Source organism: Legionella quinlivanii (genome assembly GCF_900461555.1).
In the GTDB taxonomy this organism is placed as follows: domain Bacteria; phylum Pseudomonadota; class Gammaproteobacteria; order Legionellales; family Legionellaceae; genus Legionella_C; species Legionella_C quinlivanii.
Genome location: NZ_UGOX01000001.1, coordinates 1682675 through 1707805, shown reverse-complemented (window position 1 = coordinate 1707805; position 25131 = coordinate 1682675). Strand labels below are relative to the sequence as shown.

Genomic DNA, 25131 nt, shown 5'->3' with positions numbered 1-25131 from the left:
GAATGCAATCCGGGTTAGCCAGACTAATTCAATCAGGCTTATGCCCATAAATCAGAAATCTAACTGCTTCTTTTTTTTGATATATACTCAAAATAGCCGCATCGGCCTGCATAGAATTACCAGTTATTGAAAGGGATACAATGAGTCTTTTTAAATTTTATCAAAGCTTATTTAGATATCAGAAAAAACAGCCTGTATTGTTTTCACTTTTATTTATCTCCGTTATCCTTTCAGTAGTGTTTCAATGCATTCAACCTGTGATCGTTGAGTGGTTAATTAATGATGTTCTAAAAACGAATAATATTTCTCTGTTAGCGCTGACGATGTTTCTGTTACTGGCTAACTATATTCTTTTTATTTTTGCATTTCTGATGCGCACAAAAATTCTGTCCGCTATGGGGGCAAAGATTATCAGTCATTTAAGATATAAAATGTTTGTGACTCTTCAGAATTTAAATCTGAACTCCTATTACAAAAAACAATCCTCTCCTCTGATCTCATATTTTAGTGAACATCTTGCACTGATTGAAAGTACTACCCTGTTTTCAACCTGGAGTCTTTTGAGTGATGTTTTACTTTGTTTTGTTGCAGGAGCCCTTCTGTTTTATTTTGACTGGATTATTGCTCTGATTATTTTACCCAGCCTGGTAATAATTCTGGCGCTGCCACGTTACTTTTTCAGAAAGACCGAGCAGGCAATAAGCGACAAACAAAGAATGGATGCCCAAATACTGGATACCGTTCAAGAAAATATCAAAATGCAGGACGTAATACGATTAGAGCTTTTAAAAGAGTTTAAAAAAAACAAATTTAAATCCTTTCTCGCACAATCAACTGAGGCTAATTATAAATATAACATTAATTTAGGCCTTTCCAGTGCCTCTTTGCTAATTGGCATCAATTTTTCCATGCTCTTGATTTATATTCTGGGAGGGGTCCTGGTATTTTTTAATTTATTAAGCCTGGGCTCGTTTATCGCATTTATTCTGCTATTCAGAAACTTTTTATCATCAGTAAATAGTATCAGCAACACCTTGCCTGTTATTATGCGCTGTGCCTCAAGCTTGAAGATCATTGAAGATTTACTGGAGATGGAAGAAGCATCCGGTAAAGAAGTTTTTCTTCCACGACTTGAGAAAGGAATTTATATAAAAGACGTTTTCTTTAATTACGATGACAGAACCGTCTTGAAACAGATTAATTTTAAAATAGCAGCAGGACAATTCATAGGGATTGTTGGCCTGAGCGGCTCAGGTAAAAGCACCCTTTTAAAACTTATTCTCAAGGAAATTATTCCTGCTTCTGGTACTATCTTTTTTGATTCAAAAGATTATCGTGATTTTCCCCAGGAAACATTGCTCGCTCAGACTTCGGTGGTATTGCAGGAACCCAAGCTTTTTGAGGGAAGCATTCTGGAAAACATTAGAATGGGGCGTTTGGACGCGTCAGAAAATGAAATTATTGAGGCCGCAAAACAAGCTGGAATTCACAATGAAATTATGCAGCTTCCTGACACCTATAATACGCTGATCGGTCCTAAAAACTCAGATCTTTCTGGAGGCCAGAAACAAAGGATCTGTATAGCCCGCGCACTGGTTGCCAACCCGGCGATTCTTTGCCTCGATGAAGCAAGCTCCGCCCTGGATCCCTTTTCTTCTTCACTAATCGATGAAACCATCGATAAATTATCCGGCTTACATACTATTATTTCAATAACCCACAGGCTTAGTTCGGTTGTCAATGCTGATTTGATTCTGGTTATGAAGGAAGGTGAAATTGTAGAATCGGGCAATCACAGCTCTTTAATTAATCAGAATGGATTTTATAATCAGCTATGGAATAAACAAAAAGGCTTCACCTTAATGCCGGAACAGGGCTTCGTACGCGTTAATCCCGCATGGCTTGAACATATTCCTCTTTTTGCGGATTTCGATAAACATCTCATGGTTGACATTGCGAACAACATGACTACCGAGCGATTTGACCGACATGAAATCGTGTTCAAACAAGGCGAACAGGGGGATAAGTTTTATATCATCGCTATCGGTATGGTTGATGTCTTTTCTGTTGAAGATGGTGAAGAAGTGCTTATTGCAAGTTTAAGTGACGGTGACTTTTTTGGAGAAGTCGCCTTGCTTTATAATTGTGAGCGAAATGCCACTGTTAAAACAAGTTCGACCTGCCTGTTGTTGTCTCTGTCTTCCGATGGATTTTATAAAATTATTGAGCATTTACCAAAAGGGAAAAAACACTATTTACTTGAGAAGGCCTATGCTCGTTTGAGCGGCGAACAAAAACTAAAAAATATCCCTGCTCGTTTTACGATTCAGGCATAATGCGTCTTTTAAAGGAGTTAGGCGTTATGCCGTTGTGGGCATAAACATAGACTGGTGTTCCAAAAACTGTCTTTGCGTGCGGTAGCGAAGCAATCCATGAGTAGTTATCATAGAGCAATTGGGTTTGAGATTTAAAATACCCAAGCTAATCAACCGACATTATGCCGAATATTGAGGCAGAAAAGTTATTTGTGGAACTTGTGATTCATTTATGAAAAAATGGCGGCTTTAAATGGAATAGGAAAAAATTAAATGAAGAACAGCATCTTCACGGATCAAACTCCTTCCTCAAAAGCGGCCAGGCCTGTGATTGACTTGCAAGGGTTTGAAATCAGCTCGAAACAAAGACCAATACCCGCCCTGCCTTCATTATCTGAAGAGTTATTGCAGAATTTAGGGTCTCATTTGGAAAATAAGTTTGTGGCTGAGGATCTGATTAATAAATTACCTAAAGTCGATCTCCATGTACATGGAGAAGCCGGCTTCATAACGGTTAGAAGAGCAAGGGAAATTGCCGCAAGGAATGGTCTTCAATTCCGCGAAGATCTTGTTCATGAGAGCGGTAACTTGTTTAAATATCGAGGGGTCGAAGACTTTCAGGGTTTTCTCAATGATTTTTTTGAAATTTCCGATTTTATTAGAACACCCCAGGATATCGAGGAAATTGCCTATGATTTTTACAGATATTGTTATGAAAATAATGTTATTTTCGCCCTCCCCGGCATCTCCTGGGTACAGTGTAAAAAATACATGAGTTTTATTGATTTTAATCAGGCTTATAACCGAGCATTAGTAAGAGGAATGCAGGATTTTGGCGAGATTAGTGTTTTAAGACTGCGTTATTATCAAGAGCGCCACCACTATCCCGAACCGTTTAATGAGATTTGGGAAAATCTTAAAAAATGCCCCAATGGATTAATCACAACAATAGGTCTTGCCGGCAATGAGGGCCCATTCCCATTTGAACTGTTCAAAGATTTTTACAAGGAAGGCAGAGCGCTTCGCTTATCAGCAAATAATCCAGCCTGGTATTTTACGGCGCATATGGAAAAATCCTCGGATGCGAAGACCATACTGGAATCAACAGAGCTTCTTGATTGGGTAGCACATGGGCAAAATAGTGCTGATGAGGAAGAGTATTTAAATACGATGAAAGAAAAGGGCGTGACGCTTGAAAGCTGCCCTATCAGCGATATTACGGTGTACCCTAATGAGATTCCTGGCCTGGAAAAGCACAAGCAATTTATTAAATTTCTTGAAAAACAAATAATTTCATTGAACTCGGATGATCCGGCATTTTTTGGTGGAGTTGACCGCGTGTATCGGCAAGTCTTTACGGCCAAACTTGCTGATTTATCACAGTTATTGCAATGTACAGTGAATGGATTATTGCCTGCACAGCATGCGACCCAGGAAGAGCTCAAAAAAAATCAACCTGTTTTCTATCAGGATCAGCAACGTATCGCAATGGCAGGATTGTTGAAAGTTCAGTTTTTCCAGTATTACTGCATGATGCTTCCCGCATTACTCAACTTATCCTCCAAAACTGCAAAAAAATTGTTTGCAATTGATTTAAAAACTTCAGAAGCAAGCCTTGCTGAATTATTGGCAGAATTTCGCGATATTGCTGATGAAAGCATCACGAATGCCCTTTCTGGAATGCTGCAGTGCAAATGTAAAATCCGCAGCCTCACTCAGGCTGTCCTCCAGACAATGGCCGATCTGAATAAGGTTTATATTCAAAAATGCGAGAATGCAGAATCCAATCAGGATGATAATGAGGCTGATGACAAAAATGACTTTGGTCATGCAGCCGCATCAACCATTCTTTGCTTAAATGGAATGCTTTCATGAAGCTTCGGCATTGTTGAACAAATAAAGATTGGTGCACAAAAAACCATCTTTGCGAGCTTTGGCGAAGCAGTCCAGTTCATGACGTTGTTCAGGTTTCGATCTGGATTGCTTCACTCCGTAGCAAAGACGACAGAGTAGCTGCTTAGTTCTCAACAACGCCTAACTCACCACTTCCTGACGATAGGATCCGATGTTCATGAGTTTAAAACACCAGACTGTGATAGGGAACCGAGCCCTTTTCTCGTTGATAAGCCACCAACTGATCGATTCGTTTTGTTTCTTCCTCATTCAATCCACTCTGCTGTAGAAGACTTTGTTGGATAAAACTATAACGATTTGTTAATTCACTGGCGTGCATTATTTGCTTTGCCAGCAATACCTTGTTTAATTTATTTTCCTGTATCTCCTCATCGCTGAGTTTTCTTTTTTTACCAAAAAGAAGAAAGGTTCTTGAAGCTGTTTTTACAGAAACGGTTTCCCGAGACGCATTTTGTATTCTTAATTGCTCTTGCGAAGAAAATTTGGAGTTTAAATGCTGTGCTGTTTTTATTTTACAGTAACGATCGAGTTCATCAGGATCTTCAAAATTTACCGGTTTTGCTGTCTTATCTTTCGCTTCAGAGTTCTCTTCGCGCACTCTCTTTAAATCAATAAGGCTATTGCTGAGTTTGTTATGTGTGCGTTCATTTAAATCGCTCACTCTGGCCTGCAAATTATTAAGTTCTATATACACTGCGACCCGCATATGACGGCAAGCCTCCCGTTGTCTTAAATTGAGTGTATTGTTTCGTAAAAGCAGATCAATTTTTGATAAAGTCTTCTTTAAGCGAAATATTTGAAATGGAATAGTCTCTGCTTCCTTGCATTGCCGCTCAAACCAGGCATCAATACAGGACTGGGAACAGGATCCCATTTTCTGATGTCTTATCTGATGATCATCATCCAGTAATCGCCCCTGTCTTTGTAATTCGGATAATGGCTGCAACATATTTTGTAAACCCGTTGTAACATCCGGTGCGCTGAGGATTCTTGGCGCTAATAATTCTGGCATCAGCGAGTCTGTTGCCAGCTCAATGATGTCAATTGGGCTTGTTTTTTTAGCGGGGCTTTTATCCAGACCAAAGACATTGTCTACAATTGAGGTTAACCAACTATAATTCTTCTGAACACCATATCCGGTATTGATAAACAGGAAAACTGAAGAATCCTTTTCAAGTTTTTCTACTTCAAACAGAGTCGCATGCCCTCCCTGGGTAGAGGAAAAACCATGGCTAAAAAGAGCAGACTCCCCGGGGCAAAGATTATCAATTTTTTTAATCGCTTCAAATGTCATTTCATCAAGCAGTTGTTCATTAAGTGTTTGTACATCCTGATGACGTCCAGTTTTGATGAGATACTCGGTTTGCGTACGATGTCTTAGAACTCGGCCTTCCTGTTCCTCACAACTCTTGAGCTGTCCTGCTATTCGCTTGAGCCGGAGCTGGATCTCAGATTGTTCGGGCAAGGTTCTGATATAATCCTGTAAATCTGAAACATAATCACGATAAGCGGTAACGCTGGCATTTCCTTCCAGATAATCGGGTACGTCTGTAACGGAAAGTAAAGAGCGATGCGACAAATTTGATAATAACCTGTCAATATCTTTTTCACTATCCACAAGAGAATCAATTTTCTCATCCACAATGGATAGTGCCCAGTTATCGAGAAAGTCAAAGCTAAACTTCCTCTTTTCCAAACTTTGAATTTGTTTTTTTAATGACTTATTGAATGAGAGAAGCCGAGATTCTTCTTTTGGAAGCCAGCCAAAGAAATAGAGCACTTTCTGCCACCAGCCTTTTTTGCTGTAGATTTGGGTATCATAGAAGTTATTGTTTTTATCGAGAATTGATTTTAAAAAATCAACTTGCGCAACAAGGCTTTTCTCCTTATTTTTTTTATAATCCATATGAAGTGCGCGAGCTTCATCATACAGGCTTTGCAGAGTATAGCTTTCGATAGGCTTTTGCATGAAATTTTTTAAATTTCTTCGAGATACTAAATTGTATTGAACTGACATAAAATTAGTTGCTGACGTTATTTTTTACATATTGTATAATTTATCTGGAATCATGCCAAGCTATAGACATTAGCTATTGAAAAACTTGAAATAAAAACAGATGCCTTGAAACAAAACACCATAAAGTATAAAATAAAGCCTATTTGATCTATTTGCGATGCCAATGCCAAACAATTCTACTGAGACTATGCCAGTACCTGGCGATAATCCAAACGAGGAAATTTCTAAACACAGATACGCTGGCAGCCAGTTAAAGGGGGGACGTAATTACCAGGAAGATACTGCTGCCTGGTTTAAATCTGACTCCGCTTCTTTGGATTTGACACCCCTTCAGATTGGCCAGCGTCTATGGACTGCTTATCGACAAATTGACGCCGAAATACTTAGAGATAAAACACTTGAAAAAGTCGGTTCAACCGCAGTTACAACAGTGATTAAAAATAATTTCCTAATTACCGCACTTCTTGCAGATGCTGCAGCATTCGCAGCTGTTTATAATGAATCTGGCGAAGTGATTGATGTCTACAGATTAAATTCGAGAGAGCACAAGCCTGAGCTCGAAAGAGCACGTATAATGGAATACGAAGATTATTATGTTTTAAATGGCCGGGTTTGGGGCAGGCTTGCCGTTTCCAGAGCAATTGGAGATGCTTTTTTTCTGCCTGTTATCGCCGACTCAGATATCTCCATTGTCGACTTGTCCAATATTCCCATAGGATATTCAGTAAAATTAATAAGCTCTTCAGACGGCTTTACAGATGGAGCACGCAAGCAGATAAAGTTGCTTAATGACGTTAAAAAGGGACAGGAAAACTATCTCAAAGAAGCAATCGCTGCTGCTGGTAACGCAGAAACCATTTCAGAAGATCAGCTGTCTGAGCATCTTGTTTACTGGGCTATCACAAATGGATCTAGCGACAATGTGACCGTCGCAGTGCAAACTGTTAAGCGGCCAAATAAGGTGCCTGGTTTTATTGGCATGAGCGGCATATACGATGGCCACGGTGGACAACAGGTTTCGGCTTACATAGCTACCCATATCAAGGATAAACTGAAAACCCTTTTCACAATGAGTGAAGAGGACTATCAAAAGCTTGAAGACAGTGCTTTTTCTCAGGAAAAAGCCTTTCTTCGCGACAATGCAGATCTGAAAGTATTTGATCTGAATACCCGATTGAAAAAGCCTGAGCCTGTTAGTGAAACATCAGCTGCTTCCGATGCAGAAAAAATATCCGCACCAGGCAACGCTGGTTTCTTCCAAGCGAACAGTTCACCGAAAAAAGGATTAAAAAGGACTGTATCAGTATTGGATCTAAAGACAGTACAAACAAATGTAAGCGATACAGAGGACGTGAAGCAGCTCAATAAAAAGGCAAGGCAGGATGACGATTCATCCTCAAATTTTGTCCCGTGATAGAGACAGGGTTAACCTGGTTCAGCTGCCATGACTCACTTTCCCTGTCGTCTTTGCGAACAAAGTGAAGCAATCCAAATCGAAACTTGAGCAAGGCAAGGAACTGGATTGCTTCGCCAAGGCTCGCAATGACGGTTTGGTGCACCTGTCTTCATTTACGCAACAATGTCTTTGTGAGAAGTACAGTTTATCTCTTTCAAAACAGAATCCATTTGTTCAAAATACTCAGCCCATGAAGGGTATTTGAAATGATGAATACGCTCAATCTGCTCCCTTCTGCAAATACTCTCCGATGTGGCGTATTCCAAGATAAGCTCTTTCCAGCGCTTGCCATCCAAAGGATCAATATACTCAGGAATGTTCCCTGCAATTTCTTTAAACACCGCCAGGTCGCTGGCAATCACTGGTACTTTCAGCGTTAAGGCCTCAACAAGAGGCAAGCCAAATCCCTCGCTGAACGATGGAAAAAGCAGAGCTTGAGAGTGAGAAAGATAGGTGACTAAGTCCGCATCCGGACAATGAGATAATTCAGTGACGAACGTTTTAAGAAGATGACAACGCTCTAGAATATCAACCACATTTTCACACTCCCAGCCGCGTTTGCCAATGATGACTAGATGAGGAGCGTTTTCTCCCATCTGTTCCACTAACTGGCGCCATATCTGCAGTATTAATAAATGGTTTTTTCGTGGTTCAATGGTACTTAACATCACAAAATAAGGCTTCTGGAGCGGTCTTAAACCAGGCTCAATAGCCGGTGGAATTCCTGAACCCAGAAGGATAGCCTTAGTATAAGGTAAATTATAATTGTGCTGCTTTGAATAAAGGATTAAGTCATTCAAAGTCGCCTCTGAATTGGTGATGATTGCGCTTGCCAGCGGTAGAATGGAAGCCATTTTTTCGTGGTATCGTCTGTCTTCTCCCGGGCTGCAATATTCAGGATACACAATCGGGATAGTATCATGAACGATAAAAACGGGTTTAATACCCTCTTCTTTTGCCAGCCTCTGATAATCGGATTGCCCTAAACCGACATGCCCCGTATTTAGTAAAAAGGTTTGCTTCTCTTTAGTCATTTTCTTGCGCGAGAAAATGCCGCTAAGAATATATTTGGCTAACTGGGAGCGAGTACCTTCACTGTTCAGCCATTTGAATAATGCCTGAGATTGAACCTGCGGTAAAATCCAGCTCCGGCCGCTCCAGCGTACAAGCGCGAGCCCTCTTCCGCTATAATGATTGACGAAAGCCTGAGTAACCCTGTCAATACCCGTAATCGTTTGTTTTTTAAGTTTACGCCGCATTAGCCGAGTGATATCAATAACTATGTTCATTCAAATCCTTTTGCAATATGCTGTTCCAGCCAATTCAGCATATACTCCTGAACCTCTGCTGGCGCCTGATCAATACTTTGCATGCATACAAACGCGACATTCTTATTTTTATGGGCATTATTCAGGCGTTGTTTTATTTTTGGAAAAGAATGGCTGGCCCCATTAACCATCGTCACCTGTTTTTTAAGATCATGCACTGCCCGCTTTTCTTTTAAATCAAAATGAACTATCAGTGGTACGCTGGATACCTGATCCTCATGACGAAATGGAATTCGTATATTCCTGGAAAACAACTCAGAATTGTTTGTCATGTACTTTTCAAAAGAACTTCGGAATAAAGGGAAAGGGGCATGCGGGAGAAGATAAAAATGCGTATCCCAACCGCTCATTCTGGCAGATTTTTCCTGCCATGCGCGGTGAGGATTAGTCTTCGGAAGTGGTTCCTTAAGGCTAAACCATTGGCATATCTGTTTTTGCAGTCGATAAGCCCATTTTTTTTCTGCCTGCACCTTCCATTCTCCTCGAAGAATTAATTGCTGGTTACAAAAAAAATCCTCAGGGCTAACCTCACGAATGATAAAAAAATCGTCGTTGAGATAAAGAAATTGATCCGACAAGCCGGGAATATGCCAAATTAACCATTCTACACTGATGCTGTTGAATACAGGTGTTTTTGATCCAAACTGTAAAAGCAATTCATTCTGATCAATTATTTTGATTTTTTTTGCCAGGCTACTACCCTCCAAATCTGCGATTACCGAAGGAATTTGCTGATTGGTGAGAATAAAGATTGTTCTAATCCATGGGGCAAAACGCTCAAGAGAAAGCAGGCAATACTGTATTTCATTACAGTGGTTAATGCGTGTTGGTTCAACGGCCGCATGTTGTTTGATTCCCAATTGTTCGCAAAACGATCGCAACTTATCCAGATATACAGGATCATGGCCGTCAACCCATGAAATAACCGCATCAATTGGATTCATATTCTCTCTGGGCTCTCTCACAAACTCACAATTTTAAAAGAGTTTAAATGAAAGTCCAGAAAACTCTTAAATTTGTTGAGCTAAGGACTTGATGGTGGTCGAAATTCGGGAGAAGAATCTTCCAGAATTTGAAAATTAAAGTTCCTGTTGAAAAACATATTACTGTTTTCTGTCATCGCGGATCTCAATATCGATTGTTTGAATGAATCTTTAAATGACTCAAATACTTTCAGATGAGCAAGTGTTTGGGTCATTTCTGACAGACAAAGGTCCCATCTTGGTTTTATATTGGCCAACTTATCATTTCTACTGTTTAAAAGTCTGATAAAACTGACCGCAAGCCTTTTCAACTCTTTAGAACTCTTTTGATCATTTTCCAGAATATCGACAGCAGCGACTCTCAATTCGTTGCTCAGTGCCAGTAGTTGTTTCCCTTCCTCAGGGCGATAAATTGAAAGAGTCCAGGCGAATGCTTCAATCCGGGAAATCTGGAAATATAATCCCTGGCTATCAATGCTAAAAAAGAATAAACCACATACCACATTCTCTTTTCCCGCAATCAATTGAACAGGAGCCTGATACCCCAAAAACTCTTGAGAAAATATATCTCTTACCAAGGCCCGCTTGATGTCAATGGTTTCAGAGTTTCCCACCTTCCAGTTCACTTCGGCAACCGCCAGTTTTTTAAGCCTGATATGAATACCATGTTTATATTTCTCTACCATCGCTCGGCTAATGAGTTCTGGCATTAAACTTCTAAGGCCCATTAATGTGGATGAAAGACACTCTAATCGGGCTCTTTTAATTACCTGATTAATTGAGATGCATGAAAATCTGTCGTTCGGATCGTATGCTGATGAATTGCAAAACTTCTGCTTTCCGATATCAATCAGGGTTTGAACGACTGCATGTCCCTGAGGGGATGTTAAAACTACTCTTCTGTCATATAACCTGTTGAGGAAAATTGTATAATAACTCTCAAAGTGCTGTTCAGGGTCGCCTCTGCTCTCTTCCCTGAAAAGTTTACAAGCCAGCTCCCTTAATTCCACCTGAAAAGACGATAAATTGCACTCTATACAATTAAGGTTGGAAATGTGTGAAAATAGCAGTGCATAGGACGAATTACTCAAGAGCTTATCTTCTACTGCTTCTGTCAGTTTCTGCCATCCCATATCATGGATTTGATAATCATATTCATGAAGATACTGCAATAATTGGAGTTTCAATTCCAGCTCGGCAACTTTGGATTCAGGAACTTCGTAGGCTTGTTGCAATTGTAAAAATAAATGAAGCAATTTGCTGGAAAAAGTGGGAAGTAATGATGAAAAACTAGCAGGAAATCTCTTAAGAAGCGTCATAATTGATTCCAGAAGTTCTCGATCTCTTACCGGGATATCAAGTGCCCACAATGAGTGAATAAACAGATTATGATAGACAGGAGGTATTATTTTGAAAAGATGCTCCCAAGCAGCTCTGATTGGTTTTGGTATGACACGATGAATAAACCGCCGGAGTTGTAGTGAGCCTCCTTCCACTTTACAGTAGTCACTGCATAAACTGATATAAAAAAAATCTGAATGTTCCTGCATAAATAAATCATGCAATAATTTTCCCCTTTTCGAATTGGGCCGCAAGCCAAAACCCATTTCAAATTTAAGTTTTGGCCAAACTTCAATTTCAATTTCGCTTATTATCTCCCTCGCTGTAAAAAGAGACTCTTTCTCATTCTCGCTATATTGTGAACGTTTTATCTGATCCCATCGGGGATAGGAAGTGGTGCAAAATGCTGCATTGGGGTGTTTTTTAAGAAATTCGATCTGCGGGTTTTTTAGTGTCAGAGCTTTTCTTAAGAGAGCCGCTTCAGATTCTGTGAGCAACTTTCGACCCTCAATTTTTTTTTGGATAATCGATTTGCTTTCCCGGTTCAAATTATCGATGAAAGACTCTCGGGCAGTTCCACCATACAAATAAAAATAATATATCTTACCCTGAACCACTTGCAGGTAAATCAGGTCCTCTCTGAACTGATTGTATAAGCGGTGCATTATTAACGGCCGCGCATAATTTTTTGGAATTTCTGGTTTGGGAAGTGGAAGAACGGGCACAAAATCACTGGTCCATACGACAAAATCATTGGCATATTTTGCATGCAGCAAAGAAAGCCCGAGAAACAGATGAACAAATTCTTTTAAGAGAATGGGTTTATTCTCTCTGCCGAACTCCTTGAAAAGATGATAAATGACACCAAGAGACCATTCCAAGGGCAATATTTTATTAAAAACTTCCATTTCGACAAAATAAAAAACTTTGTTGACGAAATTAACTGCTAATAGTTTCTCATCATCATCTGCAATTCGTCTTATTAGTGGTGTCAGGAGTTCTTTATACCAAGGTGTCATAGTTCCGTACCTGTTAATTAAATCCATTCCAAGTATTTTAATAAGAGATGGAAGCCCTTATAATTTAGTATATTCATAATGGTAGCTTAAGTTAAATCGAATGTGCCTGAAATATTGCCATTCAATGGACGCTCGCTAATTATTAACAGGGACCTGTTCAAATTAATGTCAAAATTTTTTTTTTACACCGGCCAGAAAATTTTTAGTCTGCATCGAGCAATTACTCTCTTTTTTGTTTATCTGGGCCATTTATCCTATTGCTTCATCTTCAAATGGCAGGATGTGCGCTGGAGCCATACCATTCTCGGTACTCTGCATTCAGGGTCAGTGCTTGTGTTTCCTCTCCTTATACTGAGCTGCCTGATTGGGATGTCTCTGGCTTATAGCATTAACTACATACTGGCACCATTCAATTTGCAGAATCAGGCATTATTTATTGCGCAAAGCACTATAATCCGCGATATGGCGCCGCTGCCGATTGGTTTTATCTTCTGTGTACAATGCGGGCTTAATCTGATTAACCCGGATCACCCCAGTTTAAATCATACGCCCGATCGGGTAATGCTGGAAACAATTATTCCCTTGATTGTTGGTGTCAACATTACAGCGATGTTACTTTACACCTACATATCAGCGGCTTTTTTTCTCAGTGTCTTTTTAACCTTTTCCTATCTTTTACATATGAGCACCGACGAATACCTTTTACGTCTTTCAGAAATTATTAATCCAGCGGATGTAATCACTTCGCTGATCAAAACTATTCTGTATGCGAGTATTGCCAGTTATACTGCAGGTTATTACTATTACTACGTTACCAATAAGGTGATGCCGGTCAGAAGAGCAGTTTCAAGAATTATAACCCGGGGTTTATTTTGGCTGGTTGTGATTAGTGTGTTGGTCAAACTGAACTTTACTTAACACTTTAGGAATTTCATGGAACAGGAAAGATTTTATATCGGAACAGGTATTTTTGTTTTTTTTGCTCTAATTCTAGCCGTATTTGGTACCCTGTTCGTTTACAATCAATACCTTCATGGCAAAATAGAAACCTATGTCATGTTATTTAAAGGCTCTCTCAGCGGACTGGATGCGACATCGCCTATCACCTATCGCGGGGTTAAGATCGGTGAAGTCAAACGTGTTGAACTGACCGCGACTAAGTCCAAGACCAATGTGTCTATTCCCGTATATGTGGAATTCTTTGTCGAGAAGTCATTTGAGCCTGGGGATAATCCAATTCAAATCCTTATCCAGAATGGGATTGTTGCTACTATTTCATCACCCAATTTGCTGACAGGAACCTCCAGTATTGAGCTTGTTCTTGCGGAAAAAAAGCAGGCGTCTGTTAAAGCGAGAACATTTCATGGCGTCCCTTTATTTCCAACAGAGGTGGCTGTTGAAGACGATATGAGCGCCAAAGATACGATGCGAACAGCCAGGCGAACACTGAATGACATTAGTAATTTTGTTAAATCGAAAGAACTAAAAGAAGCTATTATAGCTATTCAGACAATGGCTGACAGCATTAATCAATTTGCCGATTTGATGACAGGCCAGATTCCAAGCGCCTTGATCTATTGGAATGAAAGTTTGAAAGAGGTATCCAAAATGGCTTATTCCGTGCGCACGCTTAGTGATTATCTGGCGCGCCATCCAGACGCCTTGCTAAGAGGAAGGTGATGAAGAAATATCTCTTAATTGTACTGACGTTACTCTTAGCCGCCTGTGGTCGAAGTAAAGAGCCATTGTTATATGTTATTAATCCCATTTTAAATACAAGCTCACAGGCATACACTCATTCAGTGATGCGTATCGGTATCGATGATGTGAGCATACCGGAGTACCTGGCCAAGCCTCAGCTGATGTTTTTCCTTAGCGCTAATCAGAGCAAAATGGAAGATGATCATCAATGGGCAGAAGGTTTGCAGAGTAATGTTAAACGAGTGCTTCGCAGCAATCTGTCCACGCTTATTCCTAATGCCGTGGTTGAAGTAGCTCCCTGGGACCCCAAATTTGATCCCGCCATTCAGCTTCAGGTAAACATTAACGAATTTAAAGTAGATAGTCAGGGCAACAGTATCCTTCAGGCAGATTACGTCATCTATGGACCATCTTTTGAGAATAGAAAATACAGTGTTTACTATCACATAAAGTTACCCGTTGTTAACCAACAAACCCTTGTAAGCAGTATGAACGCTAATTTTACCTGCCTAAGCAGTGATATCAGCCGCCACATCCCGGTAAAATTAGCCGATAAACCCAAGGAGTCTCCAGAGACTTCCTTGCCGCCTCTAACTACGAAATAACTAAGTCGCTATCCCCCTGCTCACTTACCCCGACTTGTTCGGGGTATCTACATCTCTGAAAACACTGTCTGCTCTTAGCTTCTATGTCCCTCGGCTTGTCCGAGGGCGAGGGATCCAGAAGACTCCTTGAGAAAACTGGACCCTGCGGACAAGCCGCAGGGCGTAGTGGTGATGTGTAGAATCCCAGGCAGTACGGAAGTGGGGTCCTTTCAAAGTCAAGAGTTCTGATACACTGCCAGAAGAATTTCCTCTTCCAATCCCTTTGCGATATAAATGGGCTTTTCAACTCCGTTGATAATGATTGAAAAGATCAGCGGATTTCTTTCAGGACGCATCAGAAAACCGGATAATGAGGATGCATCATGGAGCGTTCCCGTTTTGGCATAAACCAAATGATTCAGATCCGTCTTGGTCATACGTGCCTTCAGACTGCCGCTGCTGCCTGATTGCGGCAATGCCTTAAAAAGGATTTCACGCAACCTTTGATTTTGATACAAGGAGTCCAGCAGATTAACGAGTTGCTGAGCTGTCAACAGGTTGTAACGTGTTCCCTCGCCGTCGTAAAGAGCAATTTTCTTAACATCAACCGAGGTATTCTTGTTTAATATCTGTTTAATTGCAAATACCCCTTGCTTGTAGGAACCTTCACCCGTAACAGCAAAGCCCAGCTCTTTAGTAAAGCTATTCGCATACAGATTATCTGACTCTTGCAGCATATGCCTAATCAAGTGTTCCGTGGCAGGTGATTCCAGGCTGGCGATCATTTTTGCATCGGCAGGCGCTTTACCGGTATTCACATGACCGTTCAAAGCAATATGATGTTTTTTGAGATAGTTTTCAATTAACTCCCTGGCTCTTGCTACCGGCTGAGGAATGGCCAGTCTCATTATCTTGGGCTCTTTAGACTGGGCGAGACAGCCATACAGCTTCAAGGTATTGCCAGGCATGACTTCAATATTCATATTACAATGATTTTTTTCGGTTTGAGCAGATACCGTATTCACCTCATTGATGAGATGGAGTGGATTATCAGGCTTCTGCGACTCAATCTGAACGCGCTTGTTTAAAAGCCTGGCGCTGGTAAATTTAAATGCAGCCTCGTTCGCATCAAGAATTGCCGCTGTATCTGGAGCAGCATAGTACCAGCCCAGATCATCAAAGGAGGTTCCACCAGGATAATAAGGCGGTTTAAAATGAGATACATCCATTATAAGATTCCCTTTGATTTTCTTTGGAAGACTTGCAAGCAAACTGGCCAAATCTTTGGAGGTTAATGAAGGGGAGCCATTGAAAACCACATACACATCATCCCCTTTTGTCAGTAATTGAGTTTTGAACTTATATTCCGGAGTCAATTGATACAGCGCTGCCGCAGCGGTTAGCAGCTTGGTGCTGCTTGCGGGGGCTAATAGTTTATCAGGATTTCTACTGTAGACAATTTCGCTTGTTACAGCATCTTTCACCACTATTCCTACAGTCGCCTGAGGCAATTTGTTTTGAATTATTTGCTCAATTTTCTTATTGAGATCCGCATAAACAGAGGAACTGAATAATAGAAACAGTATACTGATAACTCGCATATGATCTCCTTTGAGTTGTATTATACTGAGGGGGCTGGTGGAGCAGCCGGATCTTTGGACATTTCTCCTATGCCTAATGCTAAAGCCAATAGACCTGAATAAACCGCCTCCAGTATAAAATAAGCCTTGCACAATGCATGCTCATCGTTGGCGCATTCCTCACCCATTATGTACAAAGCAATTATTAATGCCAATTGAGTTAATGTAATCCCTGCTTCCAATCCGTTAATGATCTTTTCGCTTGTGTGGGTTGATGTGCAAAAGACGGTATAACCGGATGAGCCTATCTGCACCACTTTACTCGGAATAGCATTGAGTGTGCCGCCACTAATGGCATTGAGCCCATTTTCAACAACCGTAGCCACAGCGGATGCTTTCTGAGCTCCCCGATGAGTTGATGAGGATGAATAATAAGGGCCAAATAAGCCAGACATAGAAATCTCCTGAAAACTACAAGGTCACAAAACTATATCTGGTTTCAAGTAAAAACGAAAAGTATTTTGTAGTCAGAAAACAGGACAATAATGATTATCGTGGCTTTACGAACAAAAGGAGCAAAACACTTTCTTCCGATTGCTTCGCTATCACATTACTTTATTAGCGGGGGATGAATCGTCCGGTTTAGGATCATCCCCTCTCGCTTCTTTTATCTGCTCTTTGAAACTTAAAAATTTCATTGAATCCTTGACGCTGCTAACAGTCTGGTCCGCTTTGGTTTCTTTTGGTTTAAGCAATGGTACATATTGGCCAATCCACGATAATAGTTTCTGAAATTGGCGGCCAAGCCAGGTTCTACTTTTTGAGGACAATTGATCTTCGGCCGTTTCAATCATTGTTACCGCAGTTTTTCTAAACGCCTGAAGGTCTTTTTTATCATGCGCCTGACCGGAGAAATAATTCATGCCATGCATCGTCAGGTTATCAGCCATTTTTCGGATAATCATCCTATCCCCACTATTGACTTCAGGCGATTCTGCACGCCCTCTTAACTCGATTACTGCCGCAAAAAATAATTTTTGATTGGCCTCTTCCTTATCGAAGTGATATACCGTACTAACTGAATGAGTCACAAACACATCATACTGCCTTGCCAATCCTGATAAAGGATGACTGGGTGGAAGATTTGCAGCTGCCAACGCCTCCTGCATAGGAATATTATTGTTTAGGATATTGTTTTTATAGAGTTCAATAAAATCATTAGCCAAATTGGCGGGTAGAGAGTCGACCATACACGATAATTGAGTAATTAATACCCTGTAGGACAATTGAGAAGGCACGTCCTTGCTTTGTGCATCTCTAAACATCATTAAATGGGTCATCAGCTGATCAAAAACTGCGGGGCTTCTGCTAGCAATAGAACTAAATTGATTATGGGTTTGAAGAATGAACCTGATATCCTCATCGGGTAAATTCATCTGATCAGGATAGGCCTGTTTCCAGAGCGCCGTCATTTTATCAAGTTTCCAGGCATTTCCAGGTTTGTCGAGGCCAGCAGCCGGTGTATTTAGTGCGTCGAGCACTTCTTTCGGAGCTAAAGATTTACCAATTAGAAGCCAATATTGATCAAATCTCTTTTCACTGGCCTCAGCAATATCTCTTAATGCTTTATATTTCCAAACAATGGCGTCATTTTTGGTAGCAGGCATTAAAAGCGGTTCTTTTTCAATTAAATTGCTTACAACAAACTCCCCGCGTTCCAATAATTCTTTAATCTCGGGATTTGTCCTTAAAAATTCATGAAGTTCTTTAGGTTCATTGCTATTTATAAAATCATGCAACGATAAGGATTGTTTCTTTAATGCTTCTTCCAAACCTGTTAAAAAAGCAGTAATAGCTTCAGCTTGTTCAGGAAGATTATTTTTCAAACGCTGGGCGAAATTCTCCCGATCATATAAATAGAAATCCAATAATTGATTAATTTTAGGAAACTGATAAGGAACAAGCGGTTTTAGCTCGGCGCGCCCATTAATATCAAAGTGCTTTGCATTCATTAATTCGGTCATAAATACTTTATCAGAATCACTGCCGCTGAAATGAACCGCATCATTACGTTCCCATAAACCAGTTTCAGTATTAAATGCAAAGTTAATACTTAATGAAGCATCGATACTATGAATCAGTTGTTTATTCTGATCACGAAACTCTAAACCTTGAACAAAAACAGTTTGTGTAATCTGCTCTCCTTTCTTCTGGATATTCCATTGAATGGATTCTTCATTCCAGCTTACATAAATTCCGCGTTCTGACAGCTGTGTATTAATGGCGGCATCTTGTTTAATGCTGATAAAGCAATTAATTGCATAATATAGATGCTGAGACTGAGCTTCAATGAGGGCCATAGACTGCTCTTCAGATATCTCCAACGCTTTGGCAAGATCAGGAACAGCGGTTTCATTATTCAATGTGAACGCCTGGCCATTCAATGTCAGATTGCGTTCAAAATCTTTCACAATCTGAAGCTTGTTCCCTTCTACAATTTCCTCTTTTTCCTTTAGCATCTCACGGTTAAGCAGTAATTGCGGGTTCTTTGTTTCTGCAATAGAGATTATTGAATTATGCTGTTGTTCAAGTTTCGCCTTAACAGCCACTAGCTGTTTCTTAAAATCATCCAGGGAGGTAACAGGTTCGAGTGCCTCATACACTGTCTTGGGCGCATCGGTATTATAGAGATCAAATTGAGCATGCCATTCCTGAAACTCCGGGCTAGCCGTAGGATTTTCCAAATTACTAAAAGAAACAGGCCTTATTTGGTTATATAACGTCCCAGGTAAAGAAAACATCAATGCATAGAGCTGAAATCGGTCACGATCAGTAGACTCAGGAGGCAAGGGAATTTTGCGTAAAAATTCGTCTATACGAGAATCAAACTGATATTTCTCATTTAACCTGCCCTCTTGCGAGAAGAACGGCTCAAGATCCGCATTTTCCAGTTTGATTTTACGCTTGTCCAACCAAATTGCCTGAGGGCCATTTAATGCCTCAGTCAAGAGATGAGTATCCTCCAGGGTCTTTATGATTAAATCAATATACTGTATTGCAACAGTAAGGGTCCTCTCTTCTTTTGTCTTTGCTGGCATGGTCATTACAACTATCTATTTGGATATATAGTATTAGTTTAATGTATCAGGCTTAAATAAATGTTAAGGATTATAGATTTATTTAAAGATTGTTTATTGGATCCCACGAACAAATCATGAGATGGTCACAAAATTTAACCATCCTATAAGAGCCTACGTACCTTATAAGAGCCTACGTACCCCGCTTTATGCGGGGTATCCATAAAATGGTAGTGAATTTTTAAAATGCTTTTGCTAATCAGACGCACTGCCTGGATACCCCGCATTAAGCGGGGTACGTAGGGGTTTAATATTATAATTTTAAATCAATCTGTTATGATCAGATTTTGTGAAGCATTTATTAGTCATAAAGCAGCCAGTTCTCAGGAGTGCCATCTCTGCGGATGAGATTCACGCATCAGTAAAACGGCTAACAGGCTAATCAAAAAGCAAACCGGCATGACTAATAAGGCTTTATTATAACTCGCCACAGTATACACATGAACGCCGCGCATATTTACCCATTCGCTGCTCTGATGAAGAAATACTCCAACTAAAGGCTGGAACACTGCGCCGCCAATAAGGACAGATAAATTGTTAAAGCCGGAAGCGGTGCCCACTAATTCCGGTGGGTTATTATCTTTAACTACTGCAAAGCTGACGGTCTGCCCCCCTGCTCCAATACCTAGGAAAAACAAGATAAAATACATCATCTGGATGTCAACCTGTGGAACATACAACAGAAGTATCGTAGCGATCAGACCGCAAAGCGAACTGATGCCCAAGGCTATTTTACGGCTGAGAATCCGGTCGCTAATCCAGCCAAGCAACGGACTGCCAATACCAATACCTAACCAAATCATACTACACAAGCCAGACGCATTAAGCACGGAAATCTGAAATTTCTGCTGTAAATATGGTACTCCCCAAAGAGCGGCAAAAACAGCAATAGGAGTCCAGATAGCGCAGGCGTATAAACCAGTAGCCCAGGTATAGGAACGTCCGCAAACCTCAAGAAGGCGACGCCATTCGTCTTTAAACTGGCGTTTCGTGGGGGATTGCGTACGCTGATGGGGATAGTCCTTAATCACAAACCAAATCAACGCCGCCAGAATGAGCCCCACAAAAGAAAGAATAAAACTGGCTGCACGCCAACCCACTGCTTCAATTAAAGCGGCTAGCGGCATCTCGCCAAACATCGCTCCAACAGAGCTCATTAGCTGGGCAACACCTGCCAAAATAGCAAACTGCTGAGGTGGGAACCATCTGGAAAGCAATACCAGAACACCAATAAAAGAAAAAGCTGAACCAATACCAATCAGAAAACGGCCTAACGCTGCCGTGAATAAACTATCCGTTGAGGCAAAGAAAAAAGAACCCAGTGCGCACAGGATAAGTGCATAGGTCATTAGTTTTCGAGGTCCATAACGATCAAAAAGCAATCCCGCAGGCAATTGCATTGGCGCATAGGCATAAAAATAAAAAGCGGAAACAATGCCAAAGCCAGCAGCACCAACCTGAAAAGTATTCATCATCGGATCAGCCATAACGCTAGGTGCGACCTGCAACACAAACTCATACAGATAAAAGCTGGCTGACAATAAAAAAATGATATAGGCACTGGCTTTATTGGCCTGTTGATAATGCGGATAATGCGCTGTCACACCAATGTCCCGAGTGTCAAATCAAAAGGCACATTACACCCATTCGGATTTCTTTTGTCAATCCCCGCAGAATAAATTGCGCCAAGAATTGCAGGATATTTCGCGCCCGTAATCGATTTTAAATTGAAAGGAATCTGGTTCATTGTTTTAGCTGCAAACCAGGCAAACATCATGGCTTCAATATAATCAGCATGAATATTGAAGTCATTGCTCGATTTTACGGTATAGGCACTTAAAAGGGCCTGCAGCGACTGCAGCAACTCGTTGTTATGGGCTCCTCCGCCGCAGATCAATACAGTCACGGGTTCCGGAAATATTTGCTGGATGCCCATGGCTATTGTTTTGGCAGTCAGAAATAACAAACTGGCCTGCACATCCTCAGGATGATAATCCGCTTTCAGATAGCGGCTTAGCCAGTCCAGAGAGAAGTATTCCTTACCGATGCTTTTAGGTGCTGGCCTTTTGAAATAGGAATCATTTAATAATTGCTCGATGAGCTCCCGGATTATTGTTCCCTGGCCAGCCCATTCTCCATTTTTGTCGTAACTTTTGCCAAGATGCAAGCTTATCCACTGATCCATAAGGCAATTGCCGGGTCCCAAATCAAAGCCTGAAATCGCTGTTTCACTATGCAAACAGGTGATATTGCTGATACCTCCGATATTCACAATAGCTAAAGGGGTTCCCAGATGTCTGAAAATTTCCTGGTGATAGGCAGGAGCAAAGGGCGCCCCCTCTCCACCAACAATTAAATCCCTCGTGCGAAAATCAGCAACCACCGTAATTCCAGTCGCCTCAGCAATAGTATGGCCGCAACCTAACTGAACAGTATAGGGTATTTGAGCGCCGGCATCATGACATAGTGTCTGGCCGTGACTGCCAATGGCCTGAATCCACGGTTTTTTATCTTCATGCCTTAAAATCAGCTCTCGAGCAGCTGCAGCGAATTCTCGACCAATGAGCGTATGCAACTGGTTAAACTCGGCGATCGTTTTTTTCTCACCCTGAGAAACCGAAAGAATACTGTCTCTGACCTGGTAATTATAAGGTCGGGTTAAGCCATCAATAAAATTATTATTTTCATCAATCAATGCGGCGTCAATACCATCCATACTGGTACCAGACATAAGACCCAGGTAAAATTTCATCAGATTCTCAGTACGCATAAATAGATCAGCTATTTTAATATGAATTTCAAACGCATGCTATGCTAATATATTGCCAGCATCCTATGAAATAATTGAAAAGGAATCAGGCACCTGTGAATGAGAATAAGCTGGTTTATCTTGGTTTTCTATCTTCCTTTTGTCTCGTAACCTTTGATTCTTTTCAGCCAGCATTGCCCGCAATAACCAGTTATTTTGAGACAACCCATGCTATCGGACAATTAACGCTCAGTCTTTTTTTCTTTTCTTTTGGAGTAGCTCAACTCTTTTGGGGTCCAATCATTGATTATTTTGGACGTCGCAAAGCCCTCTTTTCAAGCCTATACGTTTTTCTTTTTGCCACCCTGATTTGCATTTTCGCCACCAGTATTGAAATATTGATTATTGCAAGAATCATTCAGGGATTTGCAGCCTGCAGCTCCAATATAATCGCCTTCTCCACTGCGCGTGATGTAGAGGATAATATTGACCGAGCCCGTTTACTCTCCCATCTTTCGATGATCGTTACCGCCTCCCCTATTTTCGCGCCGTTAATAGGCTCACTTATTTTTGTCAATTTTGGCTGGAGAGCCAATTTTATATTTATGGCCTTGCTGGCTATCGTCTTATTTTGGGCTTCCATTCCTTTTTTAAAAGAGTCTCGCTATTGGCAGAGGTCAGGCAAGACGATCTGGCACTACTTTCAATATTACAGGGAAATTTTATGGCATAGAAAATTGTGGATAGGAACCATTATGGTTACATTTTCCTACACTTGCCTGATGATTATCGTGGTAAATGCCGCTTATCTGGTTATCGATAGTTTAAGCTACTCGCCCCAAGCCTTTGCCATTATATTCGCCTGCAATGGATTAACAATTATTGTGGGGAATTATTTCGGAATCTGGCTAAGAGAGTATAAATCACTCGTATGGAATATTCGTTTTGGTAATCTATTAATGGTTGTTGGTTCGACATTACTAATACTCTTATATATACGCTATGGAATTACACTGACCTCCCTTGCTCCTGTTCTATTACTCAGTTTTGGACTCAGTATTTCCAACCCGCCGACCGTCTCTTTGATTCTGGCTGATTATACTGAACAAGCCGCTACCGCCCTTGGTTTTGTTAACACCTTTCGTATGTGTATGTCCTCGGTACTCGGAGGTTTGGTTGGTGTTTTTCTTATGCAATATCCCTCACTGTTTTCAGTCAGTCTTTTCGCTTGCGCTGTTATTGGTTTGATTGCCAGCCTCTTTTGCAAGGAATAAACGAACTATACTTATAAATAGCTTCACTAACGGAATAAACTACAGGAGCGCATTATGTGGAAATATATTATTGCCTGGCTGTTGGGAGTACCGCTTAGCGTATTGGTTGTGATTTGGCTTTTAGCCCGTATTTTCTAGTTATATCAGTCTTGTAAACGCGCCTACTTTAAAAACCCGCGCAAAACCGCCAAGGTATCAGCTTCCTTTGCCGGTTTATCCCAGCGTATACGATGTATTCTTGGAAAGCGAAGCGCCAGACCTGATTTATGGCGCTTCGATTCACGTACCTCATCAAAAGCCACTTCAAACACCAGCTGTTTTTCTACTTCGCGCACAGGGCCAAACCGGTTAATGGTATGATGTCTTATCCATTTATCGAGCTCATAAAGCTCCTTGTCTGTAAATCCAAAATAAGCCTTCCCAATAGGAACTATCTCGCTATCTTCCCACAAACCAAAGGTATAATCTGAATAAAAAGAGGAACGTTTCCCTTGCCCGCGCTGAGCATACATCAATACAGCATCCACCAGCATCGGATCTCGTTTCCACTTAAACCAATGGCCCTTTGGACGACCTGCAATATAAGGGCTGCTTTTATGTTTTAACATAAGCCCTTCAACAGCTACATGTTTTTCGGAAAGTATCTGAGCTCTAATTACAAAAATATTCTGCTTATCCAAATCGAGCAGTTCAGATAATAGCCAGCTGGAATTCGGGTTTTCTTTATACCACGATTCAAGACAGACTCTTCTCTCCATAAAAGTTAGTGGACGAATATCCTCGCCGTTAATAGAAAGCATATCGTAAAAAATAATGGCAGCAGGATATTTATTAATCAGGTCTTTACCAGGGTTTTTCCGATTCAAACGCTGCTGCAGTTCATTAAAACTGCCAACAGTTTCACGGCTTTTGACAACCAACTCTCCATCTAATATTACCTTTCCCTGTATTCCGGCAAGAATATCCGGGAATGAATGGCTAATATCCTCTCCCGTTCGTGTAAACAATCGCTTACCCGAGTCGGTAGAAATTAATTGAACGCGAATCCCGTCAAACTTTCTTTCTATAGCGTATTGTTCGAGATCCAGAGAATTCAAATCTTTTTCACTCAGAGGATGGGAAAGCATGACCGGATGATAATGAATATTCTCTTCAATTTGTGGATAGCCAGTGTGCCCTTCAAGCCAGGCAAATAACTCTTCATAAGGCGGCTTAACAGCATGCCAGACATGCTCAATATCTCTCACATCAACCTGCCCGTATTCGGCAAGCGCTTTTTTTATAAAGCGGGCGGAAACGCCTACCCGCAAACTTCCAGTGCCTGTTTTTAATAAGGCCCATCGCTCATCGGTAGTTGCGCTGTTTAAAAGATCGCGAAGATAGGATGCAATCCTTTCTTCGGGTAGCTGATTAAAGGTCTCAACAATTGCACTCAATACAGGAAGCGGCTTTAACGATTGCTGGTTGGGCCAGAGTAATGCGATGGTGTCGGACAGATCGCCGACGTAATCATAGGATAATGAAAATAATACCGGATCCACATACTCCTTCATCAACTCTTTTATCATACTCCATTTGAACGTCGGGAACTCTAATGTGCCAGCAAGTATGGCCAGGCCATAACCCCTTTCCGGATCGGGAGCTGTCGAAAAATAATTTTTAAGTAGTTCAGTTTTCGCCAGATTACTGTATGTAAAATACAACTCATTAAGTAAGCTCGAAAATTGATGCAT

At 40.9% G+C, this 25131-nt stretch carries 17 protein-coding genes; 7 read left to right on the top strand and 10 right to left on the bottom strand.

Features of this window, described 5'->3' with window-relative positions; all coding sequences use genetic code 11:
• Positions 1-140 precede the first annotated feature (140 nt).
• Both DYH61_RS07355 and DYH61_RS07350 read left to right on the top strand, forming a co-directional pair.
• Positions 141-2336, top strand: coding sequence for an ATP-binding cassette domain-containing protein (locus DYH61_RS07355; RefSeq protein ID WP_058506448.1), 2196 nt, complete (start codon positions 141-143; stop codon positions 2334-2336).
• A gap of 252 nt (positions 2337-2588) precedes the next feature.
• Positions 2589-4190: an amidohydrolase family protein gene (locus DYH61_RS07350; RefSeq protein WP_058506449.1), complete on the top strand. Its 1602-nt coding sequence runs from the start codon at positions 2589-2591 to the stop codon at positions 4188-4190.
• 202 nt (positions 4191-4392) lie between these two features.
• Here DYH61_RS07350 and DYH61_RS07345 read toward each other — a convergent pair whose 3' ends face one another.
• A complete protein-coding gene (locus tag DYH61_RS07345; RefSeq protein WP_058506450.1) occupies positions 4393-6246 on the bottom strand; it encodes a hypothetical protein in 1854 nt (617 codons plus the stop codon).
• Positions 6247-6409: 163 nt separating this feature from the next.
• On the opposite strand from DYH61_RS07345, the gene DYH61_RS07340 reads away from it, so the two are divergent.
• Positions 6410-7660, top strand: coding sequence for a PP2C family serine/threonine-protein phosphatase (locus DYH61_RS07340; protein WP_160037268.1), 1251 nt, complete (start codon positions 6410-6412; stop codon positions 7658-7660).
• Between the two features lie 155 nt (positions 7661-7815).
• Here DYH61_RS07340 and DYH61_RS07335 read toward each other — a convergent pair whose 3' ends face one another.
• From DYH61_RS07335 to DYH61_RS07325, 3 genes are all read right to left on the bottom strand, one after another.
• Positions 7816-8991 carry a glycosyltransferase family 4 protein gene (locus DYH61_RS07335; RefSeq protein ID WP_058506452.1) on the bottom strand — a complete coding sequence of 392 codons (1176 nt, stop codon included), beginning with the start codon at positions 8989-8991 and terminating at the stop codon, positions 7816-7818.
• Positions 8988-9974, bottom strand: a complete 987-nt coding sequence (locus DYH61_RS07330; protein WP_058506453.1) for a Stealth CR1 domain-containing protein — start codon at positions 9972-9974, stop codon at positions 8988-8990. Before DYH61_RS07330 ends, DYH61_RS07335 begins: the two co-directional genes overlap by 4 nt.
• An 80-nt stretch (positions 9975-10054) precedes the next feature.
• Positions 10055-12373 (bottom strand): hypothetical protein, encoded by a 2319-nt coding sequence (locus tag DYH61_RS07325; protein ID WP_058506454.1) that lies wholly within the window; start codon positions 12371-12373, stop codon positions 10055-10057.
• Positions 12374-12538: 165 nt separating this feature from the next.
• Here DYH61_RS07325 and DYH61_RS07320 point away from each other — a divergent pair, with 165 nt between their 5' ends.
• Genes DYH61_RS07320 through DYH61_RS07310 form a run of 3 tightly spaced genes read left to right on the top strand, consistent with a single transcriptional unit; the run spans position 12539 to position 14679 of the window.
• Positions 12539-13291, top strand: coding sequence for an ABC transporter permease (locus DYH61_RS07320; protein ID WP_058506455.1), 753 nt, complete (start codon positions 12539-12541; stop codon positions 13289-13291).
• A gap of 15 nt (positions 13292-13306) precedes the next feature.
• Positions 13307-14053: an MlaD family protein gene (locus DYH61_RS07315; protein ID WP_058506456.1), complete on the top strand. Its 747-nt coding sequence runs from the start codon at positions 13307-13309 to the stop codon at positions 14051-14053.
• A complete protein-coding gene (locus tag DYH61_RS07310) occupies positions 14053-14679 on the top strand; it encodes a PqiC family protein (RefSeq protein WP_058506457.1) in 627 nt (208 codons plus the stop codon). The genes DYH61_RS07315 and DYH61_RS07310 overlap by 1 nt, the downstream gene beginning before the upstream one ends.
• A gap of 215 nt (positions 14680-14894) precedes the next feature.
• Here the strand turns inward: DYH61_RS07310 and dacB are convergent, their stop codons facing one another.
• The 5 genes from dacB to DYH61_RS07285 all read right to left on the bottom strand — a co-directional run bounded on the left by dacB (position 14895) and on the right by DYH61_RS07285 (position 22127).
• Positions 14895-16259, bottom strand: coding sequence for a D-alanyl-D-alanine carboxypeptidase/D-alanyl-D-alanine endopeptidase (dacB, locus tag DYH61_RS07305; RefSeq protein WP_058506458.1), 1365 nt, complete (start codon positions 16257-16259; stop codon positions 14895-14897).
• Between the two features lie 20 nt (positions 16260-16279).
• Entirely contained in the window at positions 16280-16693 is a 414-nt protein-coding gene (locus tag DYH61_RS07300) for a hypothetical protein (RefSeq protein ID WP_058506459.1), read from the bottom strand.
• 150 nt (positions 16694-16843) lie between these two features.
• Positions 16844-19342: a hypothetical protein gene (locus tag DYH61_RS07295; RefSeq protein WP_058506460.1), complete on the bottom strand. Its 2499-nt coding sequence runs from the start codon at positions 19340-19342 to the stop codon at positions 16844-16846.
• A gap of 356 nt (positions 19343-19698) precedes the next feature.
• Positions 19699-20979, bottom strand: a complete 1281-nt coding sequence (locus DYH61_RS07290) for an MFS transporter (RefSeq protein WP_234999800.1) — start codon at positions 20977-20979, stop codon at positions 19699-19701.
• The gene (locus DYH61_RS07285) at positions 20976-22127 is read right to left on the bottom strand and encodes an anhydro-N-acetylmuramic acid kinase (RefSeq protein WP_065236106.1); all 1152 of its coding nucleotides are present in this window, start codon (positions 22125-22127) and stop codon (positions 20976-20978) included. Before DYH61_RS07285 ends, DYH61_RS07290 begins: the two co-directional genes overlap by 4 nt.
• A gap of 113 nt (positions 22128-22240) precedes the next feature.
• On the opposite strand from DYH61_RS07285, the gene DYH61_RS07280 reads away from it, so the two are divergent.
• The gene (locus DYH61_RS07280) at positions 22241-23398 is read left to right on the top strand and encodes an MFS transporter (RefSeq protein WP_065236107.1); all 1158 of its coding nucleotides are present in this window, start codon (positions 22241-22243) and stop codon (positions 23396-23398) included.
• 161 nt (positions 23399-23559) lie between these two features.
• Here the strand turns inward: DYH61_RS07280 and DYH61_RS07275 are convergent, their stop codons facing one another.
• Positions 23560-25131, bottom strand: a complete 1572-nt coding sequence (locus DYH61_RS07275) for a cisplatin damage response ATP-dependent DNA ligase (RefSeq protein WP_058506462.1) — start codon at positions 25129-25131, stop codon at positions 23560-23562.